The following is a 21,281-nucleotide window of genomic DNA, read 5'->3' as shown; positions in this document are numbered from 1 at the left end:
TCAGTCCTTGCCCAGAAAGGTCGTGATCTCGGCCCCGACTTCCTCGCGCTGGGTGTACATCAGCAGGTGGCCTGCGGGGTAGACGTGCAAACTGGCGTTCGGCAGCATGTTGGACAGCAGGATCTGATTGGTGATCGGAATGAGCCCGTCAAACTTCCCGGCAATCACCAGCGTTGGCTGGGTCAGCGTCCGCAGCCACGGCAGGCTGGTCCAACCACACATCGCCCGCACTTGCGAAAAGTACCCTTCCGGGCTGGGACGAATGGCGTGTTTCGAGTACTCGCGGAATTCGGCCGGTGCAAAGATCGCCTCGCCGCCATACATCAACGGGCCGATGAAATTGCCATAAGCTTTGCTGGTAAATCGCAGCGGGAACATGATTTCAGACAGCGCGATGGGCGTGCCCCACCAGCTGCCGATGCCGCCTGCGGAACAGATCGCCAGCACAAGCTTGGCCACACGATCCGGCACCGTATGGGCGATTTGCTGCGCCAAGGCGCCGCCCCACGAAATGCCGAGGATATCGAAATTCTCGATCCCGATCCGCTCCAGCACCCGCAGGGTGAAATCCGCATAGTCCGGGATGGTCGAGACCCCGTCAATCATGTGCGACCGGCCCGTACCGGGCATGTCGATTGCGATTAGGCAGCGGTCGTTGATCTCGTCCAACAAGGGCAAGAGCACCTCGATGGACTGAGCAAGGCCGTTGCAGACCAGAAGCGGCGGCAGGTCCGAATTCACGACGCGGTAGAGGTAACGGATCTTCGCGCCGTCCACCTCGATCATGTGAAATTCAGACTGGTCGATGGCCTCGATCGCCTCTTGCACGCCCATTACCCTTCGCCCTCAAGCACATAGGTGCCGGGGGCGTCAGCCAATGGCTTGTACTTGCGATTGCCCAGCGACTTGGCGGGCGCGCCGCGTTCGGCGGGGTTGTTCTGGTCCAGCCATTCCAGCCAATGCGGCCACCAGCTGCCTTCGGTCAGCGCGGCACTTTCCTGCCAGCTTTCTGCGCTGGATCCATCCGAGCCCTTGACCCAGAACTTGCGGCGCGTCTTGGCCGGGTGGTTGATCACGGTGCCCGAGACATGGCCGCCGGTGGTCAGCACGAACTCGGTCGGGCCGGACACCAATTCGGTCGCCGTGTACGAGGATTTCCACGGCACGATATGATCTCCATCCGCCGCCAAGAAATAGCACGGCACATCAATGTTGCGCGTGTCCACGGGCGTCCCGCACAGGGTCAGCGCACCCGGCTCTTTCAGCTTGTTCGCCATGTACATCTCTTCGACGAAGAAGCTGTACCACTTGGCCGGAAGGTTCTGCGTGTCGGCGTTCCAATACAGCACATCGAACGGCGCGGGCGATTTGCCCATCAGATAGTTCGACACCACGAAGCCCCAGATGCTTTCGTTTACGTGCAGCATCGCCATTGCGTTGGCGATGTCGCGGCCGGGGGCCACCCCTTCGGCCTGAAGGCGCTGGTTGTAGGCTTCGACCTGCGGCTCGTCGATGAACACTTTCAACTGACCCGGATCCGCAAAGTCGATCATCGAGGACAGGAAGGTTGCCGTGCCAAGCTTGGACTTCAGATCGTCCGGCATAACGGCCAAAGCCGCGACCAGCATAGTGCCGCCATTGCACCAGCCCATGATGTCCACAGCGTCCGATTTCGACACCTCGGACGTCACGCGCAGCGCTTCGAAAATCCCGTCCGAGACATACTCGTCCCAACCCAGATCGCCCAGTTCGGCGCTGGGATTGCGCCATGCCATCATGTAAACGCTCTGCCCTTGTTCAAGCAGATAGCGCACCATGGATTTCTTTTCGTTCAGGTCGAAGATGTAGAACTTGTTCACGCAGGGCGGCACGACAAGGATCGGTGCCTTGCGAGTCTTCGCAGCCATCGGCGTGTACTGGATCAGCTCGATCAGCTCGTTGCGATAGATGACCGATCCGGGCGTGGCACCAATGTTCTTGCCCACTTCGAACGCATCTTCGTCGGTGGTGCTGATATAGCCCTTTTCCAGATCTTCCATCACGTTCTGAAAGCCATCGATCAGGCTTTGCCCACCGGTTTCCTGCGCCAGCTTCTGCGCTTCGGGGTTGGTCGCCAGGAAGTTCGAGGGCGACATGTTGTCAGCAGCGACACGCGCGTAGAAACTCAGCTTGTCCTGTTCCTGCTCTGACAGCCCGGCTTTGTCGGCCAAATCCACCATCGCCTTCGCGGTCAGTTCATAGGAATGGCGCAGCAGCGGGAAGACGCCTTCGTTCCATGCGTCACCTTTGAACCGATGATCCTTCGACGGCTCGATTCCATCACCAGCTTTCAGCGCGGTGGTCATCCACAGCTTCGCCATGTCCTGCTGATAGGTCATCCACGTTTCAGCCCAAGCACCAAAGGGATTGTCCCCGGACTTGTTCATGTCTTCCAGCAGTTTGAAGAATTCTTTGTTCATGACGCGCGCCTTCTGATTCCGGTTTCTCGCGTTGCACTATTCCAACGAAATGCTTCACGAGTTTTTCAACTCGGTCCTTTAGGAGGGTTTATGGTTTTTTTCTCGAGCGTTTTTCAGCTTCCCCTGAAGCTTCTCGTCTTGATCGGGAACCATCGACGCCAGCCCCTCGATCAACCCGGACAGATGTTCGGCAGGGACTTTGTCTTCGATTTCGGACAGCATCAGACCGCCATAGACTTTCCACATCTCCGCCCGCAGCGCTTTGCCTTCGTCGGTGATCCGAAGCTCACGCCCACGTCGGTCATCGGCGGCAGGGCATTGGGTGACAAGCCCATCATCGACCATGCGCTTTATGGTGCGTGACAGGTTGGGCTGATCATATAGCGATTGGCGCTCTAGCTCGTTCTGGCGCATTCCTTCTTCGGCACGTTCCAGCGTCCACAAGATGTCGTACCACGCCGCCGACGGCAGGTGCGCACGCTTCAACTCTGCCTCGAAGGTTTGCGTGACCCGCTTGTGGGCAATGTTCAGAAGCACCCAGATCGCGGTGGTCTGGCTATTCGGTTTTCTATCCATCTCACATTCCCGTTACCGGCAGATTTGCCGTCTTCCCCTACGCGCTTATATTAGATACATGCACATGTATCTAATATTTCATCCCACGTTGTCCTGCAACATGACAAAGGAGCCGACACAATGAAACCTCTTCTGACCGCTGCCGTCCTTGGACTGGGCCTTACTGCCGCCGGAACCGCCACTGCCGAGATCTATAAATTCGACCCCGGCCATACCGAAATCCGCTTTTATTATAACCACGCCGGTCTGTCCGAACAGTCGGGCCAGTGGAAAGTGATCGGTGGCGAAGTTGACTTCGACCCCGCCAATGTTGCGGCCACCAAAGTCACAGTGACCGTTGACCCGGCCAGCGTCGACACCGGTGTCGGCCCGCTGGACGATCACCTGAAAAGCGCCGATTTCTTCGACGTCGAGAACTTCCCCGAGATCACCTTCACCTCGACCGGGGTCGCGCAGACCTCGGACAACACTATCACGCTGGTGGGCGACCTGACCATCAAGGACAACACCAAGCCGATCACCATGAACTTCACCCTGAACCACAATGGCCCGCACCCGCTGGGTGACTTCTTCGACTATTACCAAGGTGAATGGATCGGCGTTCAGGGCACCGGTGACATGCTGCGTTCGGACTATGGCGTGGGCATGTTCGCGCCTGTGACGTCCGACGAAGTGCGTCTGGAAATCTCGGCTGAACTGCGCGCGGGCGGCTGGGAATAAGCCATGCGGCTTACCAACACGACACAAAGCTGGGGGGCGCTGGCGCGCCTCCTGCATTGGGCGATTGCTGGGATCATCCTGTATCAATTGGGGATGGGCGTGTGGATGACGAAATTCGTCACCGACGCTTTGGCCCAGTTCCCGCTGATACAGACCCATAAAAGCTGGGGTTTCGTGGTATTCGCCTTGGCTGTAATCCGCGTGATCTGGCGTCTTCTCAATCGCAACGCGCCAGACCTGCCCGAACATATGCCCCCGCTGGAAAAGCTGGCGGCGAAGCTGGGGCATCGGGGACTTTACGCGCTGATGTTCATCATGCCGTTGTCTGGGTGGCTGATGGCCTCGGCCTCGCCGCTTCAGGATCGGTTCGGCGTGAAGAACAAGGTGTTCAACTGGTTCGAGATGTACGACCCCTTCGTACCCGGAAGCCAAACCCTGACAGACTTTTTCGCACAGGTGCATTTCCTGTCCGCCATCGCCCTTGGCCTGCTTCTGCTAGGCCATGCCGGGGCGGCGATTTGGCATCACGTCCATCACAAGGACGACGTGCTGAAACGCATGACATGGGGCAAATGACCCACCCTAAATGAAAAGGCCCGGCGCAATGCCGGGCCTTTCCGTTTTCAAGCAACAGTACGATCAGTTGCTGTCATTCCCGATCGCATTCGGATCAAACACATTTCCAAAACCGGAATTGTTCGACGACCCTGCGCCACCTTCGTCCGTAGCGCCCTCGGCTTCGTTCTGCAGCGTGTTCGGAGCGAACACCCCACCGAAGCCCGAGTTGTTGGACGGTTTCGGCGCCGACTGGCTTGCCCCACCTTCCGCACCTTCGGCGGCAGCTTTCTCGGCTGCGTCCTTGGCACGACGGTCACGCAGTTCCTGAATGCGCTTCTCGGTCTCAAGGCGCTTCTGTTCCTGCACATCGGCGATGCACTGATCCGGGCTGTAGGTCATGGCAGACGCCGTGACCGTCGCCACACCGATCACCAGCACGATCAAGGCAATCGCGGCCGGGTTACGGCTGACCAAACCGGGCACTTCGATCTTGCCCGCCAGCTCTCCCACGGTGGCATCCTTGCGCGCCTCGGCGATCATTTTCTTACGCTTGATGTTCGCTTCGTTGACCAGAGCAAAGAACACCGTCAGCGCCACGATCATGAAGGCCAAGGCCGAGATCGCCGGAGTGATCCCGTAACGCACCTTCTGGGCCAGTTCGATCGTCAGGGTCGGGTATTCGCCAAAGGTGAAAGTCGTGGTGTTGTAGTTCTCGAACGAGGCCAAGAACGCCAGCACCGACGCCGACAGGATCGCGGGCATCATGAAGGGCATCAGCACCTTACGGAACGCCTGTGCATGGGTTGCTCCAAGATCCAGAGCCGCTTCGGTCAGCGCCATATCATAGCGCTGAAGACGCGCCACCAGCACCAGCATGCAGTAGCTGGCGATAAAGGTGGACTGACCAATGATGGTCAGGAACAGACCGTTCGACAGGAAGCTATCTGCACCCAGACCCAACATCCGATTGATACGGTCCCAGAACACCAGCGTCGAAATACCAATCACAACGCCCGGAATAAGGATCGGGGCAATGATGATCGTGTAATAGGTCGCCCGAAGCTTGGGCCAGATCTGCGTCAGCATCAGCGCCCCTGCCAGACCCATCGATACCGACAGGATCACCGTGCCAAACCCAACAAGGATCGAGTTCCAGATCCCGTTCAGGATACGCTCGTCCCTAAACAGCTCGCCAAACCAGTTGAAGGTCAGGCACTCCCACGGGGTCATGCGCGGGAAGCTGGGCGAGTTGAACGCCGTCACCGACATGATGATCAGCGGGCCAAGCAGGTAGGCAAAGAAGATGCCCAGATAAACCCAGATGGATACGCGAATGATTTTATCAGTCGTCATTTGCCAATATCCCCCATGTTCACTTTGAACACACGCATCAGGGCCAGCACCAGCAGGATACAGGTGACAAGCAGAACGATCGCGTAGGCAGCGCCTTGCGGCCAGTCAGAGTTGTCGTTGAACTGCTGATAGATCAGCTGCGTGAACCACAGACTGGACGGTCCCCCAAGGATCTGGGGCGCGGCCAGAGCACCTGCAGACAGCATAAACACCATCGTACAGCCCGAGCTGATGCCCGGCTTGGCATAGGGAATGACCACTCGCTTGTGGATCCGCCACCACGGTGCGCCAAGGTCACGCGCGGCCTCGATCTGGTTGTGGTCAAGGCTTTCGATCACATTGTAGATCGGGAAGATCATCAGAAGGATGTAGGCGTATCCAAGACCCGCATAAAGCGCGATGTCGTTGCGGATAAAGTCAAAGGGCGTATCGAAAACCCCCGAACCGACAAGCAGCGTGTTGATGACCCCGCTTTCGCCAAAGATGATCCGAAGCGCAAAGGCGCGCAGGATCTCGTTGATCCAGTAGGGGATGATCAGCATCAGCGCGAAAACGCGGATGTGGTTACCCTTGTTCTGACCCAGATAATAGGCAATCGGATAGCACAGGATCAGGTTGAAGATGGTCACACAGACGGCGGCCACCAGCGTACGGAAGAACACCCGAAGGTCCACCGCGTTGTAATCCTGCGACCCGCCTTCAGGGCCAAAGATCAGGTATTTATAGTTCTCGAGTGTATAGACATCCTTCGGCCCGCCGATTTCAGGCGGGGGAAGGTTCGGACGGAACGAGAAGTCGAGCATCGACAGCTGCGGAAGAATGATAAGGCCGACGGTCCAAAACAGGACCAGACCCAGCATCAGGGATCCCATCAGCGTGCCGTTCCGGTTGAAGAATTCCTTCAGGAAACTTGGCATCGCTCCACTCCTTATTCCGCGGCCAATTCGCCGGCGGGAACCGCAACGGCGTTGTTCACGTCATATTCCAGCGTCATATCCTGACCCGAGTGGTCATCGAACGACTGGCCGTGGTTGGGGATTGCGACCTTCAGCTCTTTACCGCCATCGCCCTCCATGAAAATGTTAAAGCTGTTGCCTTCGAACTCTTCGTGGTTGACCTTTGCGGTGACGAAGTGATCGCCCTGCGTTCCGGTCGGGGCCAGCGACAATGCTTCTGGGCGGATGAACATCATCGCATCGTCGCCCACGTTCATCTTGCCCTGATTGGCGGTCGAGATGCGGGACAGCAGATCGCCCGAACGGTTGGTGCGGATCAACGCCTGATCACCTCGAACCTCAAGCACCTTCCCGCGGAAGACGTTGTTTTCACCCACAAAGCTGGCGGCAAACGCAGTCGCCGGATCGTTATAGATGGTCTTGCCGTCTGCAATCTGGTCGATCACACCGGCGCGCATCACAGCGATGTCGTCCGACATGGTCAGTGCTTCGCCTTGGTCATGCGTGATGTAGATGAAGGTAATGCCAACGCGCTTTTGAATTTCGCGTAGTTCGGTGCGCATGTGTTGACGCAGCTTCAGGTCAAGCGCGGACAAAGGTTCGTCCAGCAGCAGCACGTCAGGCTCGGCACATAGCGCACGGGCAATCGCCACACGCTGACGCTGACCACCGGACAGCTCCGAGGGCAGCTTGTCGCCCTGACCCGGCAGCGCGATCATGTCCAGAAGCTCGTCAGCACGTTTGCGACGATCACGTGCGGATGCACCCGCGATCTCCATCGAGAAGGTGATGTTTTCCCAGACCTTCATAAGGGGGAACAGCGCAAGGTTCTGGAAGATCAGCGCGGTTGGGCGCTTGTTCGGTCCAATACCCTTCATGTTATTGCCGCCGATCAGCACGTTGCCTTCGCTGGGCTCCAGAAAACCCGAAACGGCACGCAGGATCGTGGTCTTGCCACAGCCCGACGGGCCTAGGAACGAGAAGAAGTCGCCCCCTTTGATGTGCACATTCGCGTCGCGCACTGCGACGAAATCTCCAAAGCGGATCCAGAGGTTTTCAAGATCGACGCCTACTCCGGCACTCATATGGTCTCTCCCCATAAACGGGTCGCTCACGCGCTGATCTCAGGCGTGCGACCGTGTTTCCAGACGTTTCAGTCAGTTTGGTAAGGCGCCCCCATCCCACGACGGGGGCGCGCAGGTTTCAAGTCGCTTAGGCGCTCTTGAACTTGTTGACGAACTCGGTACGCACATCGGCATACCAAGGCGCTTCTGCAGGCCAGGGGTTCAGGTTGGCCAGGCTGTCACCCGGATAGGCTTCCGAGAAGTTCTTCTTGTAGGTGTCACCCGAATAGGTGTCGGCACCCAGCACCGGCGAGTTATAGCCGTGGCTGTCAATCGCCACACCAGCAGGCTGCTGACGGTAGGCGTACTCGATGAAGGCATAAACTTGCTCTTCATTCGTGGCACCTACCGGCATCGACATACCGTCGACCCATGCCATCGCACCTTCGACCGGAGCCTGATAGTGCACCGGCTCGCCTGCCGATTTCAGGGCCAGCGGCGGACCATCCCAAGTCTGACCAACCACAACGCCTTCGTTCAGAAGACCGTTCTTCTGGGTGTCAGCGTCGTTCCAGATCAGCTTGATGCGCGACTTGCGCGCGATACACCAATCGGCAATCTGACCCCAGACCTTACGCATGGTGTCTTCGTCGTTGTAAGCCGCCCAGACCGAGCCCGGCTCCATCTCGCCAGCGCGTTCCATGTAAAGACCAGCGCCCAGCATCATCGAGTGTGCACGGCCCATGGTCTTGCCAGCGTTCTCTTCCGACCAGACGTCACCATAGCTGGGGGCATCCCCTGCTGGCAGCCACTTGTCGGTGCGATATGCGATACCTTCGGTACCCCAGATATGCGGCAGCCAGTGCGCGCCGCCACCTGCGAAGTTCCAAGCATCGGTACCGATCTTGGCCATCGCCGGGTTCACAGCGTCGATGTTCACTTTCGCCAGATCGAACGGCTTCAGAAGCTCAAGCGGCTCCCACTGCAGCGAACGGTTGTTGGTCGGCGATACGATGTCGAAGCCCTGACCTTTGGTCGCTTTCATCTTGTTGATGATTTCTTCGTTCGATCCGATACCGGTGTAGTTCACCTTGATGCCGGTCTCAGACTCGAAGCCCGCGATGAACTCGGGCGGCAGATAGTCCGACCACATCAGGATGTTGACTTCACCCGAGGACGCCAGCGCGTTCTTCACGTAAAGCGGCGTCGCCAGTGCGGCAGCACCCATCGTGGTCGCGCCTTTCAGCACGGAACGACGACTGAACTTGTTCTCTGTTGTCATTGTATTCTCCCGTTGGTTTTTTAATTATTGTCTTGCGATAGTTTTTTTCATTATCCGGCCCACCAATAGCGCCAGCTTTTATCGCATGGTCAGTCCAGTTTTGGCGCGCCATGTAGGCTTCTGGACGTATACTCAGCGAAAACCCCCGCCAATCAGGACCTAGACTTGCATTTCTCCCTTTTATTTCAAGTCTTTATGTATCAAGCGCAAACTGGATACATTGGCGCGGCAATTTTCGATTTCACTGGACCGACTCCTCGGCCACTTTAAGAAGTGAACGACCTGAAAGGGGTATGAGTCAACATTTTAAGCGCTCCGCGTTTGGATTGGGCATCAGATAGATAGCCCGATAAGCGCGACTCCCCCTGCCATCAGAACCGCTGCCAACAGGCGACGTTGCCAGTTGCCTTCACCCAAAAAGACAAAGCCAATGAGTGCCGCAAAAATGACCGAGGTTTCACGCAAGGCCGACACGGCGCCCAGCGGGGCGAAGTTCTTGGCATAGAGAACCAAGCCATAGGCAGTCATCGAGACCATGCCGCCCAGAATGCCAATCATCCAGGTCCGGCGGGGCAAGGCGCGGATGGCATTCCCGCGGCGCACGGCCACGAAGCCGGTGATGAAGATGTGCAGCACCGAATGCCAAGCCCAATAAGACAGCGTGCCCCCTGACAGGCGCACACCGACCCCATCCACCAGCGAATAGCCCGAGATGCAGACCCCAGTGCCCAGGGCAAAGAACAGCGCCGCCCGGCCAACCCCGTGCCGCAGCGCCGCCCAGCTTGAAATCTGGATGGCCACCGCGATCAGCGCGATGCCGAACCATGCCTGCGCGGGAAGGATCTCGCCCACAAACAGCATGGCCCACAGCGACACCAGCGCGGGCACGATGCCGCGCGCGATCGGGTAGACGACGCTGAGATCTCCGTGTTTATAGGCCTGCCCCAGCATGTAGAAATAGCCGAAGTGGATCACCGTCGAGGCGATCAGATAGGGCCAGCTTTCCACGGCAGGCAATGGCAGCACCGCCACCATCGCCAAGCCGGGGATGACGTGGCCCAGCGCCACCAGCCCCAATGTGGCCGTCCGATCCCCCGCCGTTTTCACGATGGTATTCCACGTGGCGTGCAACATCGCCGCCGACAGGATGATCAGGACAATGCCCGTGGTCATGGGGTCAGATCACGGCTTCAAAGAGTTGACGCAGATTCTCGCGCGTCAGCTCGACCGGATTGCCACCACAGCTGGGGTCTTTGATGGCCCCTTCCACCAGAGCATCCATTTGATCGGCGCTCACGCCCATCTCAGACAGTTTGCGCGGGATTTCGAAGCTGTCGTTGAAGTCTTGCACGAAGCTTTGGAAACCTTTGAAGCCGCCCTCGATGCCTAGATAACCCACCGCACGGTCGAAACGATCCGCGATTTCAGCCGCGTTGAACTCCAACACGGCGGGCATGCAGACCGCATTCGTCGTCCCGTGGTGCGTGTTGAAGATCGCGCCCACCGGATGCGACAGCGCATGGATCGCGCCAAGGCCCTTCTGGAAAGCCGTCGCGCCCATCGCAGCGGCGGACATCATATTGGCCCGTGCCTCAAGGTCGGTGCCATCCGCATAGGCGCGCGGCAGATAGTCGATGACCAGACGCATCCCTTCCAGCGCAATGCCTTGGCTCATCGGGTGGTAATGCGGGGACGAGAACGCCTCGACACAATGCGCAAACGCATCCAGACCAGTGCCAGCGGTAATGAACTTGGGCATCCCCATGGTCAGCTCAGGATCCGCAATCACAACCGTCGGCAGCACCTTCGGGTGGAAGATGATCTTCTTCTCATGTGTGACCGAGTTCGTGATGATCGAGGCACGGCCCACTTCCGAACCGGTCCCCGCCGTGGTTGGCACCGCGATGATCGGCGCAATCGCATCCGCATCTGCGCGGGTCCACCAATCGCCAATATCCTCGAAATCCCAGATCGGGCGGGTTTGGCCCGCGTAGAACGCGACCATCTTGCCCAGATCCAGCCCCGAGCCGCCACCGAACGCGATCACCCCATCATGGCCGCCTGCCTTATAGGCTTCGACGCCCGCATGCAGGTTGATCTCGGACGGGTTCGGGTCCACGTCGCTGAACATGCCGCGGCCCAGACCGGTGGCCTTCATGATGTCCAGCGTGGCTTGCGTGATCGGCAGATCGGCAAGCCCCTTGTCCGTCACCAGAAGGGGGCGCTTCATGCCCGCCTGCGCGCAGGCCTCGGGCAGTTCCTTGATACGGCCTGCGCCGAATTTCATTGCGGTCGGATAGGACCAGTTTCCAACAAGGCTCATGATGTCACCTTCTTCAGATGGTAGGATTTGGGGCGTGTCAGGTTATGGAAGCCAATGACGGACAGACCACCCCCACGCCCAGTGTTTTTGCAGCCGGTCCAGCACAGGCCGGGATCAAGGTAATCGGCACGGTTCATGAAAACAGTCCCGGTTTCGACCTGATCGCCCACACGCGCGGCACGCTCCACATCGCGGGTCCAAAGGCTCGCGGTCAGACCGAACTCGCTGTCATTCATCAGCGCGATGGCTTCCTCATCGCTTGATACCTTCATGATCCCCACGACAGGACCAAAGCTTTCATCCCGCATCACACGCATGTCGTGGGTGACATTTGTCAGGATCTGAGGCGTCAGATACGCGCCGCCATCATCCTCGGCAAATGTCTCGATATGGGCCACAGCCCCATCGGCCAGCGCCTCGGAAATCTGCGCGCGGACCTCATCTGCAAACCGCACATTGGCCATCGGCCCAAGCGTGGTTTCCGGGTCCAGCGGATTGCCCAACTTATAGCCCTTCACGATCTCGACCGCCTTGGCGACGAAGTCGTCAAAAAGGCTCTCATGCACGTAAATCCGTTCAATCCCGCAGCAACACTGGCCCGCGTTGAACATGGCCCCGTCGATCAGCGTATCAACCGCCGCGTTCAAATCGGCGTCGTCCATGACATAGCCGGGATCTTTCCCACCCAGCTCGGTCCCCACGCCGGTAAACGTGCCCGCCGCCGCGCGCTCCATCGCCTGACCGCCGCCGACGGACCCCGTGAAATTCACAAAGTCGAACGCATTGCCCGCGATCAGATCATTGGTCACGTCATGGGACAGGAAGACATTCTGAAACACATCCGCAGGCACACCGGCCGAGGCAAAGGCCGCCGCCATCCGTTCGCCCACCAACAAGGTTTGCGTCGCGTGTTTCAGCACCACCGTGTTCCCGGCAATCAGCGCAGGCGCGACCGTGTTGATCGCCGTCATGTAAGGATAGTTCCACGGGGCGACGACAAAGACCACGCCATGCGGCACGCGCTTGATATAGCGCTTGAAGGTCTCATCCTCACCCACCTCGATATCCGCCAGACTGTCCGCCGCGATCGAGGCCATGTGGCTGGCGCGTTCATTGAACCCGCCGAACTCACCACCATAGCGCACCGGACGCCCCATCATCTGGGCCAGCTCCGGCACGATCTCGTCATTCATCGCACCAACAGCGGCAACGCCTGCCATCACCAGCTTGATCCGCTCAGCCAACGGACGCGCAGCCCAATCTGCCTGAGCAGCCCGCGCACATGCTACGACTGCCTCAGCGGCCTCCAGCGACAGAACCTCGCGCTCGGCAAAGACCGATCCGTCAATTGGCGAGATACATTTCAACATTTGGCCCATGCCAAACCTCCACGATACAGGGCAATCCAGCCCTCTTCCTCTTGCTTCAAATACCTCGGGGAGCGCGAGGCGCTGGCCCCTCGCCTAGCTCTTATGCCCGCTCAAACCCACGCGCGACTTCCCAATCGGTCACAACACGCTCGAATTCCTCGATCTCGACTTCGGCAGCGCGGGTATAGTGGTCGACCACCTCATCCCCCATCGCTGCCCGCAACATCGCGGATCCGTGCAGCGCATCGCGCGCGGCGGACAGATTGCCCGGGATCATTCCGGTTTCCCCCTGATAGACATCGCCAGTGGTCGGGGCCTGAAGCTCCAACCCTTCTTCAATGCCAGCAATACCCGCTGCCAGCATTCCAGCTATCGCCAGATAGGGGTTCATATCCGATCCAGGGATGCGGCATTCGACGCGCACCGCCTTGGTGCCATCCCCGCACAGACGGAAACCCGCTGTCCGGTTATCCACCGACCAGATGATCCGCGTGGGCGCAAAGGTGCCCTTCATGAAGCGTTTGTACGAGTTGATATAAGGCGCCATGAAATAGGTATAATCCGGCGCGTATTTCAACAGCCCCGCCATATAGTTTTTCATCAGATCCGACATGCCCAGCGCATCATCAGGATCAAAGAACGCATTCGCACCATCCTTCCACAGCGACTGATGCACATGGCTGGACGATCCCACCTTGTCGTGATGCCACTTGGGCAGGAAGGTCGCGGCATGGCCTTGCTGCCACGCAATTTCCTTCACCGCGTGTTTGGCAATCGAGTGATACTCGGCATTGTCCATCGCAGGCGCGTATTTGATGTTCAACTCTTCCTGACCGGTCTCAGCCTCGCCCTTCGAGTTTTCGATCGGCAGACCAGCGTTCCACAGGTGATTGCGGATCGGCCGCATCACGTGTTCTTCCTTGGTGGTCTGTAGGATGTGGTAATCTTCGTTGTAGCCCGAAATCGGTGCCAGATCGCGAAATCCCTCTTTGCGGATCTCGTCAAAGCTCTTCTCGAACAGGAAAAACTCCAGCTCGGTCGCGGTCATCGCGTCAAAGCCCAGCTCGGCCAGACGGACCACCTGACGCTTCAGGATCGCACGTGGCGAATGGGGAACATCCCCATGCGTATGGTGATCCAGCACATCGCACATCACCATCACCGTGCCTTCAAGCCACGGCACCGGGCGCAGGGTCGACAGGTCGGGCTTCATGACATAGTCGCCATAGCCCCCTTCCCACGAGGTCGAGGCATAGCCATCCGGCGTGCCCATTTCCAGATCCGTCGCCAGCAGATAATTGCAGCAATGGGTTTCTTCATACGCCCCATTCACAAAGTGGCCCGCATGGAACCGCTTGCCCATCAGGCGCCCCTGCATGTCGACCAGACATACCAGAACCGTATCAACGCTGCCTTCGGCAAATCGGGCTTTCAGATCATCGAGTGTCATAACTGCCTCTTTCAAGAAATGCGGGGGCGGCAGGTGGCCGCCCCACGCGGTAACATTAACCGTAGCGGTAAGGCCGTCCAGCCTTCTGCATGTCGGAATTATACTTGCGGAAGATCTCGACCACTTTGGCCTTGGTCGGGCTTTCGGCGGCGATCTCGTCCCAGAACTTGACGGCGGCCTCTTCGACCTGCGCCCATTCCTCGTCCGGGATGGTGGTCAGGCTCATCTTGTCGCCGTTGACGCGTAGACTGGCTTCTCCGCCCCAATACCACCACTGGCGATAATAGTGCGACTGATCACAGCACACGCGGAACAAGGTTTGCAGGTCTTCCGGCAGCTCGTTCCAGCGATCCAAGTTGGTGAAGAACGACCCAGCCCATGCGCCCGAGATGTTGTTGGTCAGGAAATAGTTGGTCACATCGGCCCAACCCACGGTGTAGTCTTCCGTGATGCCCGACCATGCGATCCCGTCCAGCTCGCCGGTTTGCACGGCGACCTCGATGTCTTCCCACGGCAGGGTTACGGGGACCACGCCGAACTGCGACAGGAAGCGGCCTGCGGTCGGGAAGGTAAAGACGCGTTTGCCTTTCAGATCGGCAAGCGAGTGGATCGGATCCTTGGTGGCGAAGTGGCAGGGATCCCACGACCCGGCGCTGACGTGCTTGATGCCAACGGCCGAGTATTCTTCGTCCCAGATCTCGTTCAAACCGTACTGGTTGAACAGCACCGGCACATCCAGAGAATAGCGCGAGGCGAACGGGAAGTAGCCGCCGAACACAGTCACATCGGTGGGCGAGGCCATCGAATCGTCATCCGACTGCACCGCATCAATCGTGCCCTTCTGCATGGCGCGGAACAGCTCGCCTGTCGGGACCAGCTGGTCGGCATAGAACAGCTCGATCTGCATGCGGTCTCCGGCGATCTTGTTGAACATCTCGATCGCCGGGTCGATCACGTGGGCGGCCAGTGCGGGGCCCGCATAGGTCTGCATGCGCCACTTAATCGTGCCCTGTGCAATCGCGGGCGTTGCCAAAGGAGCCGCGGCCAGACCGGCCCCGGCGGTGGTTAAAAACTTACGTCTTGTCGTCATCTTCTCTCTCCTAGTTGGTTGTTTTTATTATTGTTATTTTCCGTACACGTAATTGGGCAGCCACAGGGCGATTTGGGGGAATATCATGATGATTGCCAAAGCCAACATCATGATAAGGACGAATGGCACGATCGAACGATAGATGTCCCCCAGCCCAATTTCTGGTGGTGCCATGGCCCTCATTAGAAACAGGTTATAGCCAAAGGGTGGCGTCATATACGCGATCTGGGTGGTGATGGTGTAAAGCACCCCATACCAGATCAGATCGAAGCCCAGCACATTGACCAAGGGCACATAAAGCGGCGCCACGATGACCAGCATCGCGGTGTCATCCAGAAACGTACCCATGATGATAAAGCTTAGCTGCATCAGGATCAAAATGACCCACGGATTCAGCCCCAGCTGCTCGGTAAACAGGTTGTCGATGGCCTTGACCGCGCCCAGCCCGTCGAAGACTGCACCAAAGCCCAATGCGGCCAGAATGATCCACATGAACATGCAGGAAATCAGCAAGGTCTGCTTGGTGCAGGTCTCGAAGATGTGCCATGTCATGCGGCGTTTGGCGACGGACGCGAACAGGGCCGTCAGCGCGCCAATGGCCGAGCTTTCCACCAGCGACGTCCAACCGTTTACAAACGGAACCATCATCGCGGCGAAGATGGCCAACGGCAGCACACCCGCGCCCAGCAGACGGATCTTTTCAGCGCGCGACACTTCATGCGCGTCTTCCATGGCCGGACCAAGATGCGGTTGGATTTTACAGCGTAGCCAGATGTAGATGATGAACATCGTCGCCATCATCAGACCGGGCAACACACCCGCCAGCCACAACTGCCCAACCGGTTGCCGGGCGATCATCGCATAGAGCACCAACACAACCGAGGGCGGGACGAGGATCCCCAGACTGGATCCCGCCTGGATAACCCCCGTCACCATGATCTTATCATAGCCGCGGCGCAGAAGTTCCGGCAGCGCGATAGTGGCGCCAATGGCCATGCCCGCAACACTCAGCCCGTTCATGGCGGACACAAGAACCATCAGGCCGATGGTACCGATGGCAAGGCCTCCGTTCACCGGGCCCATCCAGACGTGGAACATACGATAGAGGTCGTCTGCCAAGCGGCTTTCGCTCAGGACATAGCCCATGAAGATGAACATCGGCAGGGTCAGAAGCGGATACCATTTCATCAGCTTCATCGCGGCGGAAAACGGAATATCCTGCCCGCCAACGCCCCAAAGCGACAGCGCTGCAATCGCACCTACAGCTCCGATTGCACCGAACACGCGCTGTCCCGTGAACAGCATCAGCATCATCGATGCGAACATGAAAATGGCGATATATTCTTGGCTCATGTGCGTGTCACACCAATCTCGTTGCCGCGGATGCGGGCGATGTCTTTGAACAGTTCGGAAATGGCCTGAAGCAGCATCAGGAAGAAACCGATGACCATGATGGATTTGATGGGCCAGGCATAGGGACGCCACGCGGTCGAAGAACGCTCAAGCCGCCCGACCTCCTCGGTTCCTGTGATCAGCCCCCAGAAATAGGAAAACGGCGCGTCTCCCCAGTATCCCAGCGAATAGGCGGTCGATCCGACGCCGCCCCAGATCAGCACACCCAGATAGACCAGCAGGAAGAACACCGTGAAGGCGTCGAACCACGCTTTCTTGCGATGGTTCCAATTGTGATAAAACAGGTCCATCCGCACATTCGACCCCATCTGGAGAGAGTACGGACCGCCCATGATGTAATAGGTCACCATGGCGAACTGCGCCATTTCCAAGGTCCAGAGCGACGGAAGGAAAAACGTCTTCGAGATCGAGGACCACAGAAGGATCCCCATCATCACGAACAGCCCCCACATCATCACTCGACCAATGCGATAGTTCACGGCGTCGACGACGCGCACATATCCGGTCATGAACGCAGTCACGCTGTGTTCCTTTCATTCATCGCGGCCCCGGCCTTTGCGATCCAGTCTGCCAGCGCCCCGACAATGCTGGCATGTTGCTCGGCCGTCTCGATCAGGTCGTTACGGATTTCGATCATCACGTTTGGCAATCCATACGGTACCGCATGTTTATTCAGGGTATGGGCCACGCCATCGACAGCCGCATAAGGTTCGTTCAACTGCACTTCCATGCCCAGATCTTCCGGGACGGTCCGCATCATGGACAGGGCCAGCCGGTCGTCATCTCCATGCAATATTCCGATCTGCACATCCCGCATCTGGCCGCGATAGACAGGCGTGAAACTGTGTACCGTCACCATCATCTGAAGGTGTGGCCGGTGCACGCCGATCTGCTCTTTCAGTGTGGTTGTGAACGGACGATAGACCTGCTTCGCCCTTTCGAAACGCTCGGCATCTGTCAGGCCAGTATTTCCGGGAATATCAAATACTTCACTACGAGATGGGATCGCGTCATGGGCCTCGGGCGGTCGGTTGCAGTCATAAACCAGCCGCGAAATGCCACCATGCACAAGCACAGCGTTCATCCGCTGCGCCAGCCCCTTGGCAACCGGCAGCGCGCCGGGATCCCAAGCGATGTGACGGGTCAGAGTTTCGTCATCCAAACCAAGCCCATCCAGATGCGCGGGTACCCGGTTCGAGGCATGCTCGCACACCACGATCACCCGGGGCGCATCGCCCATCTGGTCCACATGCACGGCCGGACCGAAGTTTGATTTTATGGTCTGTGATTCCATGTGGAAAAACATCCACAGCTTAATTAACTGTGTCAATAATTTTCCGTAACGATTTTCCCGCTCTTGATTTTCCTGTCGATTTTTTGACAGAATGACTAAATTCACAGCGAAAGGGTTTTGCCACGTGCGCGTAACTGATCAGCTTTTACAACATCGCGAAGAGATGACCCCGTCCGAGCGGCAGCTTCTGAACGTGCTTCTGGACGACTACCCCTTGTCCGGGCTGGGCAGCATCACTGAACTGGCCGCGAACGCGTCGGTGTCCACCACCACGGTTGCGCGGCTTTTGCAAAAAACCGGTTTCAAGGGCTATCCACAGTTTCAGGCTGCCCTGCGGCGCGAGTTGAAAGAGATGATCTCGGACCCGGTTGCCAAGCGCGATGTGTGGAAGACCGATCTGCCGGAAGAGCACATGCTGAACCGGTACTCGCGACAGGCGCTTGAGAACCAGCGGCGCACGCTGGACGAGGTCGACCCCGAGGAGTTCGACGGGCTGTGCAAACTGCTTTGCGATCCCAATCGCCGTATCTTCATCACCGGGGGCCGGATCACCGGCACGCTGGCGCAGTATTTCTATCTGCACCTTCAGATGATCCGCCCCGATGTGCGCATCTTGCCAGTCTCGGCCTCGTGGACACACGAGCTTTTGGACATTCGCAAAGGCGACGTGCTGATCGCGCTGGATGTGCGCCGGTACGAGAACACGACGTTGGTGATCGGGCAGCTCTGCCACGAGCGCGAGGCCGAGATCGTGCTGTTCACCGACCAGTGGCGCTCGCCCATTCACCGTCTGGCGCGCCACACTTTCAGCGCACGTATCGCTGTCCCATCTGCATGGGATTCCATGGCCGCGATTCTGGTCTTGCTGGAATGCGCTGTGGCCGAGGTGCAAGAGCGCTTGTGGGACGATGTGAAGGCCCGAACGGATGCGCTGGAAGAGGCGTTCGACCGCACCAAACTGTTTCGTAAATTCGGACAAAGTAGCGGCTCCAGCTAGAACCTTACGCTTTGTAGAAACAGTATAATTTCAGCTTCCCCCTTTTTTGTTGGGTCGAGCGCGGCTCGGCGACACCTGCCCCATTTTTGCCGCAATTATGAGAAGACCCCACTTTGTGATAGAGTAAGGGGGTAAGCCTTCTAAATTTAATTGCAAATTCTGATTTGGGCCGCGGGTGCGCATGTCCGACATTGATACCAAAATTGTGCAGAAAAACGGGGTCCGGGCAGATTGGGTTGATCTGCGGGATCAGACCTATGTTCCAAACTTGGCCATCCTGAAACACGCGCTGTCGATAGCCCCCCAACTGCTAACCCCTGCTAACGACACGGGGTTGCGGCATCCGGTTTTCACAGTGCGCAATCAAGGGACGTCTGGCCGCTGCGTGGGCTTTGCGCTGGCCAACCTGATCGACATTCAGCGTCACCTTCAGCGAACCGACCGGGGTGAACTTCCGCAGGGCAACCCAGCGCCTGCCGATGATATCACCAGCGCAGACATGCTGTATCGCATGGCACATTTCCACGACCGCTATCCCTCGCTTGAGGCCATGAAAGCCGACGCGCACGAGGGCGTTCTGACCCTGCGCTCGGCCATCAAGGGGTTTTATCACCATGGGGCGTGCCTTGACTGGCCCTTCGACACGCCGCCACCCGACGACACGCGGTGGCAGAGCGACTGCTATCTGCCGGGCGGGCCCGATGCCGGTCGACGATTCACCAGCGTGGCGCAAGCCCGGCACGCGCGCGACATCGGGCTGGGGGCCTATTTCCGGCTGGCCTCGGTCCTGAACCATTTTCACGCCGCGCTGAATGACGCGCAGGCCGTGCTGGTCAGCGCGAATATCCATGACGGCTGGCTGCAGGCCACGCCACAAAACAGCGGGGCGATTGGCTGGCCGCCCGCACAAGGTAAGCTGGGCACCCACGCTTTTGTACTGACCGGCTATGACGAACACGGCTTTCACGTGCTGAATTCGTGGGGTTCGGACTGGGGCGGCTATCTGGGACAGGCCGGGATCGGGTTATGGAGCTATGACGACTGGGCGCGCAACGTCATCGACGGTTGGGTGCTACGGCTGGGCGTCCCCGCCCCCGCCGCCTTTGGCGCATCGGTTGGCGAGAAGGGCACCAAGGGCGTGATCGGCAAGATCCGGTCCGGCTCGACCCCGTGTTTTGAACTGGTCGGGCACTACATGCATCTGGATGACGGCTATCACGTCTCGACCGGCTCCTACCCGTCGTTCAAAGACGGCTGGGTGCGGACCCAGGCGCATCTTGCCCCCAAACTGGACCCCAAAGCCGCACCGGATGACCCGCATAAATATCGCGGCGTGCTTCTGTGGATCCCCGGCAGCCTGGAGGGCATCAAGCCTGCCTTCTCCGCCGCCGTCGCGCGCAAGAATGCGATCAAGGCGATGGGGCTGTATCCGTACTCGATCTTCTGGTGCAACAGCTTCGTCGAAAAGTCGCTGGAAGTGCTGGCGACCCTATTCGAGAGCTGCACCGAACAGGCAGGCGACACTGCCGAGCATCTGGATGAACTGATCGAAAACCGCGTGCGCGGCGTCGGGCGGGCCTTCTGGCGCGACATTGAAATGAGCGCAATGCGTGCGCTGAAAGGCACCGGAGAGCTGCCATTTGAGCAGCATCACGACCGCAGCTATTCGAAAACCGGGATCGTCGGGGATTTCCTGCACAGCCTTCTGGATCTGAAGGAACAGACCGGATGTGAGCTGCACATCGTCGCCGAGGGCGCGGGCGTCTTGATGGTGCACGAGATGCTGTCTCTGCTGCAGCCCGACATGCCGCCGCCCTTCTCGCGCCCCGGCGTGGATTTCCGCGAGACATGGTTCGACACGATGCATTTGGTGCATCCAGCCATAGGACTTCCCCGTGCACAAAACGTCCTTCTTCCCCGGATCACGCAAATGAACGTTGCGTTGGATCCCGCACGCCACAGCAAAAGCCGTGCACGCGGACCCGTGGTGCAACCGCTATTGCGCGCCGCCGATCACGTGCCCGCCCGGATCTATGTCCCAACAGAAGAGCTGGAGGATCGCGTCTGCTTCGGCGCCTATGGCAAGTCTGTTTTACATCTGGTCTCGAACGCATTCGAAGACCGCTATCCCCTGCCGCGCGGCACCGACACGCCAGACGCTGGCGCTTATCTGAAAGCGCGGCCCTTTCTGGGCATGGCCAGCCTTATCGACAACGACGCGGCGGTCACCAGCGGCGCGATCTTTCGCCTGAACCGCATCCACGACCAGAAACACGATCTTGAGCGCATTCAGCAGACCGACCTGAACGCCGACCCGACCATCACCACCAGTATTTTCGAGTGCATCAGAGGATTTCAGAAACACGTGACCTGACA

Annotated in this window: 19 protein-coding genes; 4 read left to right on the top strand and 15 right to left on the bottom strand. The window is 58.6% G+C overall.

The annotated features are described in order from the left end of the window. From MWU53_RS10995 to MWU53_RS10985, 3 genes are all read right to left on the bottom strand, one after another. Positions 1-834, bottom strand: coding sequence for an alpha/beta hydrolase (locus tag MWU53_RS10995; RefSeq protein ID WP_247093261.1), 834 nt, complete (start codon positions 832-834; stop codon positions 1-3). Then, complete coding sequence (locus tag MWU53_RS10990; RefSeq protein ID WP_247093259.1) at positions 834-2,459, bottom strand: alpha/beta fold hydrolase; 1,626 nt, start codon at positions 2,457-2,459, stop codon at positions 834-836. The genes MWU53_RS10995 and MWU53_RS10990 overlap by 1 nt, the downstream gene beginning before the upstream one ends. A 78-nt stretch (positions 2,460-2,537) precedes the next feature. Beyond that, positions 2,538-3,035: a helix-turn-helix domain-containing protein gene (locus MWU53_RS10985; RefSeq protein ID WP_247093257.1), complete on the bottom strand. Its 498-nt coding sequence runs from the start codon at positions 3,033-3,035 to the stop codon at positions 2,538-2,540. 120 nt (positions 3,036-3,155) lie between these two features. Between MWU53_RS10985 and MWU53_RS10980 the strand changes: the two genes are divergently transcribed. Both MWU53_RS10980 and MWU53_RS10975 read left to right on the top strand, forming a co-directional pair. Next, the gene (locus MWU53_RS10980; RefSeq protein ID WP_247093255.1) at positions 3,156-3,755 is read left to right on the top strand and encodes a YceI family protein; all 600 of its coding nucleotides are present in this window, start codon (positions 3,156-3,158) and stop codon (positions 3,753-3,755) included. A 3-nt stretch (positions 3,756-3,758) separates the two neighbouring features. Further along, positions 3,759-4,331 carry a cytochrome b gene (locus MWU53_RS10975; RefSeq protein ID WP_247093253.1) on the top strand — a complete coding sequence of 191 codons (573 nt, stop codon included), beginning with the start codon at positions 3,759-3,761 and terminating at the stop codon, positions 4,329-4,331. 63 nt (positions 4,332-4,394) lie between these two features. Here MWU53_RS10975 and MWU53_RS10970 read toward each other — a convergent pair whose 3' ends face one another. The 12 genes from MWU53_RS10970 to MWU53_RS10915 form a co-directional block, all read right to left on the bottom strand. Beyond that, entirely contained in the window at positions 4,395-5,666 is a 1,272-nt protein-coding gene (locus MWU53_RS10970; protein WP_247093251.1) for an ABC transporter permease, read from the bottom strand. Beyond that, a complete protein-coding gene (locus MWU53_RS10965; protein ID WP_247093249.1) occupies positions 5,663-6,583 on the bottom strand; it encodes an ABC transporter permease in 921 nt (306 codons plus the stop codon). Before MWU53_RS10965 ends, MWU53_RS10970 begins: the two co-directional genes overlap by 4 nt. Positions 6,584-6,594: 11 nt before the next feature. Next, positions 6,595-7,707 (bottom strand): ABC transporter ATP-binding protein, encoded by a 1,113-nt coding sequence (locus MWU53_RS10960; protein ID WP_142853931.1) that lies wholly within the window; start codon positions 7,705-7,707, stop codon positions 6,595-6,597. 127 nt (positions 7,708-7,834) lie between these two features. Beyond that, on the bottom strand, positions 7,835-8,968 hold the full coding sequence (locus tag MWU53_RS10955) for an extracellular solute-binding protein (protein WP_247093247.1): 1,134 nt from the start codon (positions 8,966-8,968) through the stop codon (positions 7,835-7,837). A gap of 333 nt (positions 8,969-9,301) precedes the next feature. Beyond that, complete coding sequence (locus tag MWU53_RS10950) at positions 9,302-10,141, bottom strand: EamA family transporter (RefSeq protein ID WP_247093245.1); 840 nt, start codon at positions 10,139-10,141, stop codon at positions 9,302-9,304. 4 nt (positions 10,142-10,145) lie between these two features. Continuing rightward, the gene (locus tag MWU53_RS10945; RefSeq protein ID WP_247093243.1) at positions 10,146-11,291 is read right to left on the bottom strand and encodes an iron-containing alcohol dehydrogenase; all 1,146 of its coding nucleotides are present in this window, start codon (positions 11,289-11,291) and stop codon (positions 10,146-10,148) included. After that, a complete protein-coding gene (locus tag MWU53_RS10940; RefSeq protein ID WP_247093241.1) occupies positions 11,288-12,670 on the bottom strand; it encodes an aldehyde dehydrogenase family protein in 1,383 nt (460 codons plus the stop codon). The genes MWU53_RS10945 and MWU53_RS10940 overlap by 4 nt, the downstream gene beginning before the upstream one ends. A gap of 91 nt (positions 12,671-12,761) precedes the next feature. Continuing rightward, positions 12,762-14,111 (bottom strand): glutamine synthetase family protein, encoded by a 1,350-nt coding sequence (locus MWU53_RS10935; protein WP_247093239.1) that lies wholly within the window; start codon positions 14,109-14,111, stop codon positions 12,762-12,764. A 55-nt stretch (positions 14,112-14,166) separates the two neighbouring features. Then, positions 14,167-15,201 carry a TRAP transporter substrate-binding protein gene (locus MWU53_RS10930; protein ID WP_247093237.1) on the bottom strand — a complete coding sequence of 345 codons (1,035 nt, stop codon included), beginning with the start codon at positions 15,199-15,201 and terminating at the stop codon, positions 14,167-14,169. 33 nt (positions 15,202-15,234) lie between these two features. After that, positions 15,235-16,554, bottom strand: a complete 1,320-nt coding sequence (locus MWU53_RS10925) for a TRAP transporter large permease subunit (protein WP_247093235.1) — start codon at positions 16,552-16,554, stop codon at positions 15,235-15,237. After that, positions 16,551-17,123: a TRAP transporter small permease subunit gene (locus tag MWU53_RS10920; RefSeq protein ID WP_247093515.1), complete on the bottom strand. Its 573-nt coding sequence runs from the start codon at positions 17,121-17,123 to the stop codon at positions 16,551-16,553. Before MWU53_RS10920 ends, MWU53_RS10925 begins: the two co-directional genes overlap by 4 nt. 8 nt (positions 17,124-17,131) lie before the next feature. Continuing rightward, positions 17,132-17,944 carry an N-formylglutamate amidohydrolase gene (locus MWU53_RS10915; protein ID WP_247093233.1) on the bottom strand — a complete coding sequence of 271 codons (813 nt, stop codon included), beginning with the start codon at positions 17,942-17,944 and terminating at the stop codon, positions 17,132-17,134. Between the two features lie 88 nt (positions 17,945-18,032). Here MWU53_RS10915 and MWU53_RS10910 point away from each other — a divergent pair, with 88 nt between their 5' ends. Continuing rightward, positions 18,033-18,905: a MurR/RpiR family transcriptional regulator gene (locus MWU53_RS10910; protein ID WP_247093231.1), complete on the top strand. Its 873-nt coding sequence runs from the start codon at positions 18,033-18,035 to the stop codon at positions 18,903-18,905. A gap of 181 nt (positions 18,906-19,086) precedes the next feature. Next, positions 19,087-21,279 carry a C1 family peptidase gene (locus tag MWU53_RS10905; protein ID WP_247093229.1) on the top strand — a complete coding sequence of 731 codons (2,193 nt, stop codon included), beginning with the start codon at positions 19,087-19,089 and terminating at the stop codon, positions 21,277-21,279. Positions 21,280-21,281 lie beyond the last annotated feature (2 nt).

It is taken from the genome of Aliiroseovarius sp. S1123, from assembly GCF_023015885.1.
Taxonomy (GTDB): Bacteria; Pseudomonadota; Alphaproteobacteria; order Rhodobacterales; family Rhodobacteraceae; genus Aliiroseovarius.
Note: the sequence above shows the minus strand (reverse complement) of the source record. Positions and strands in the feature narration are given on the sequence as shown.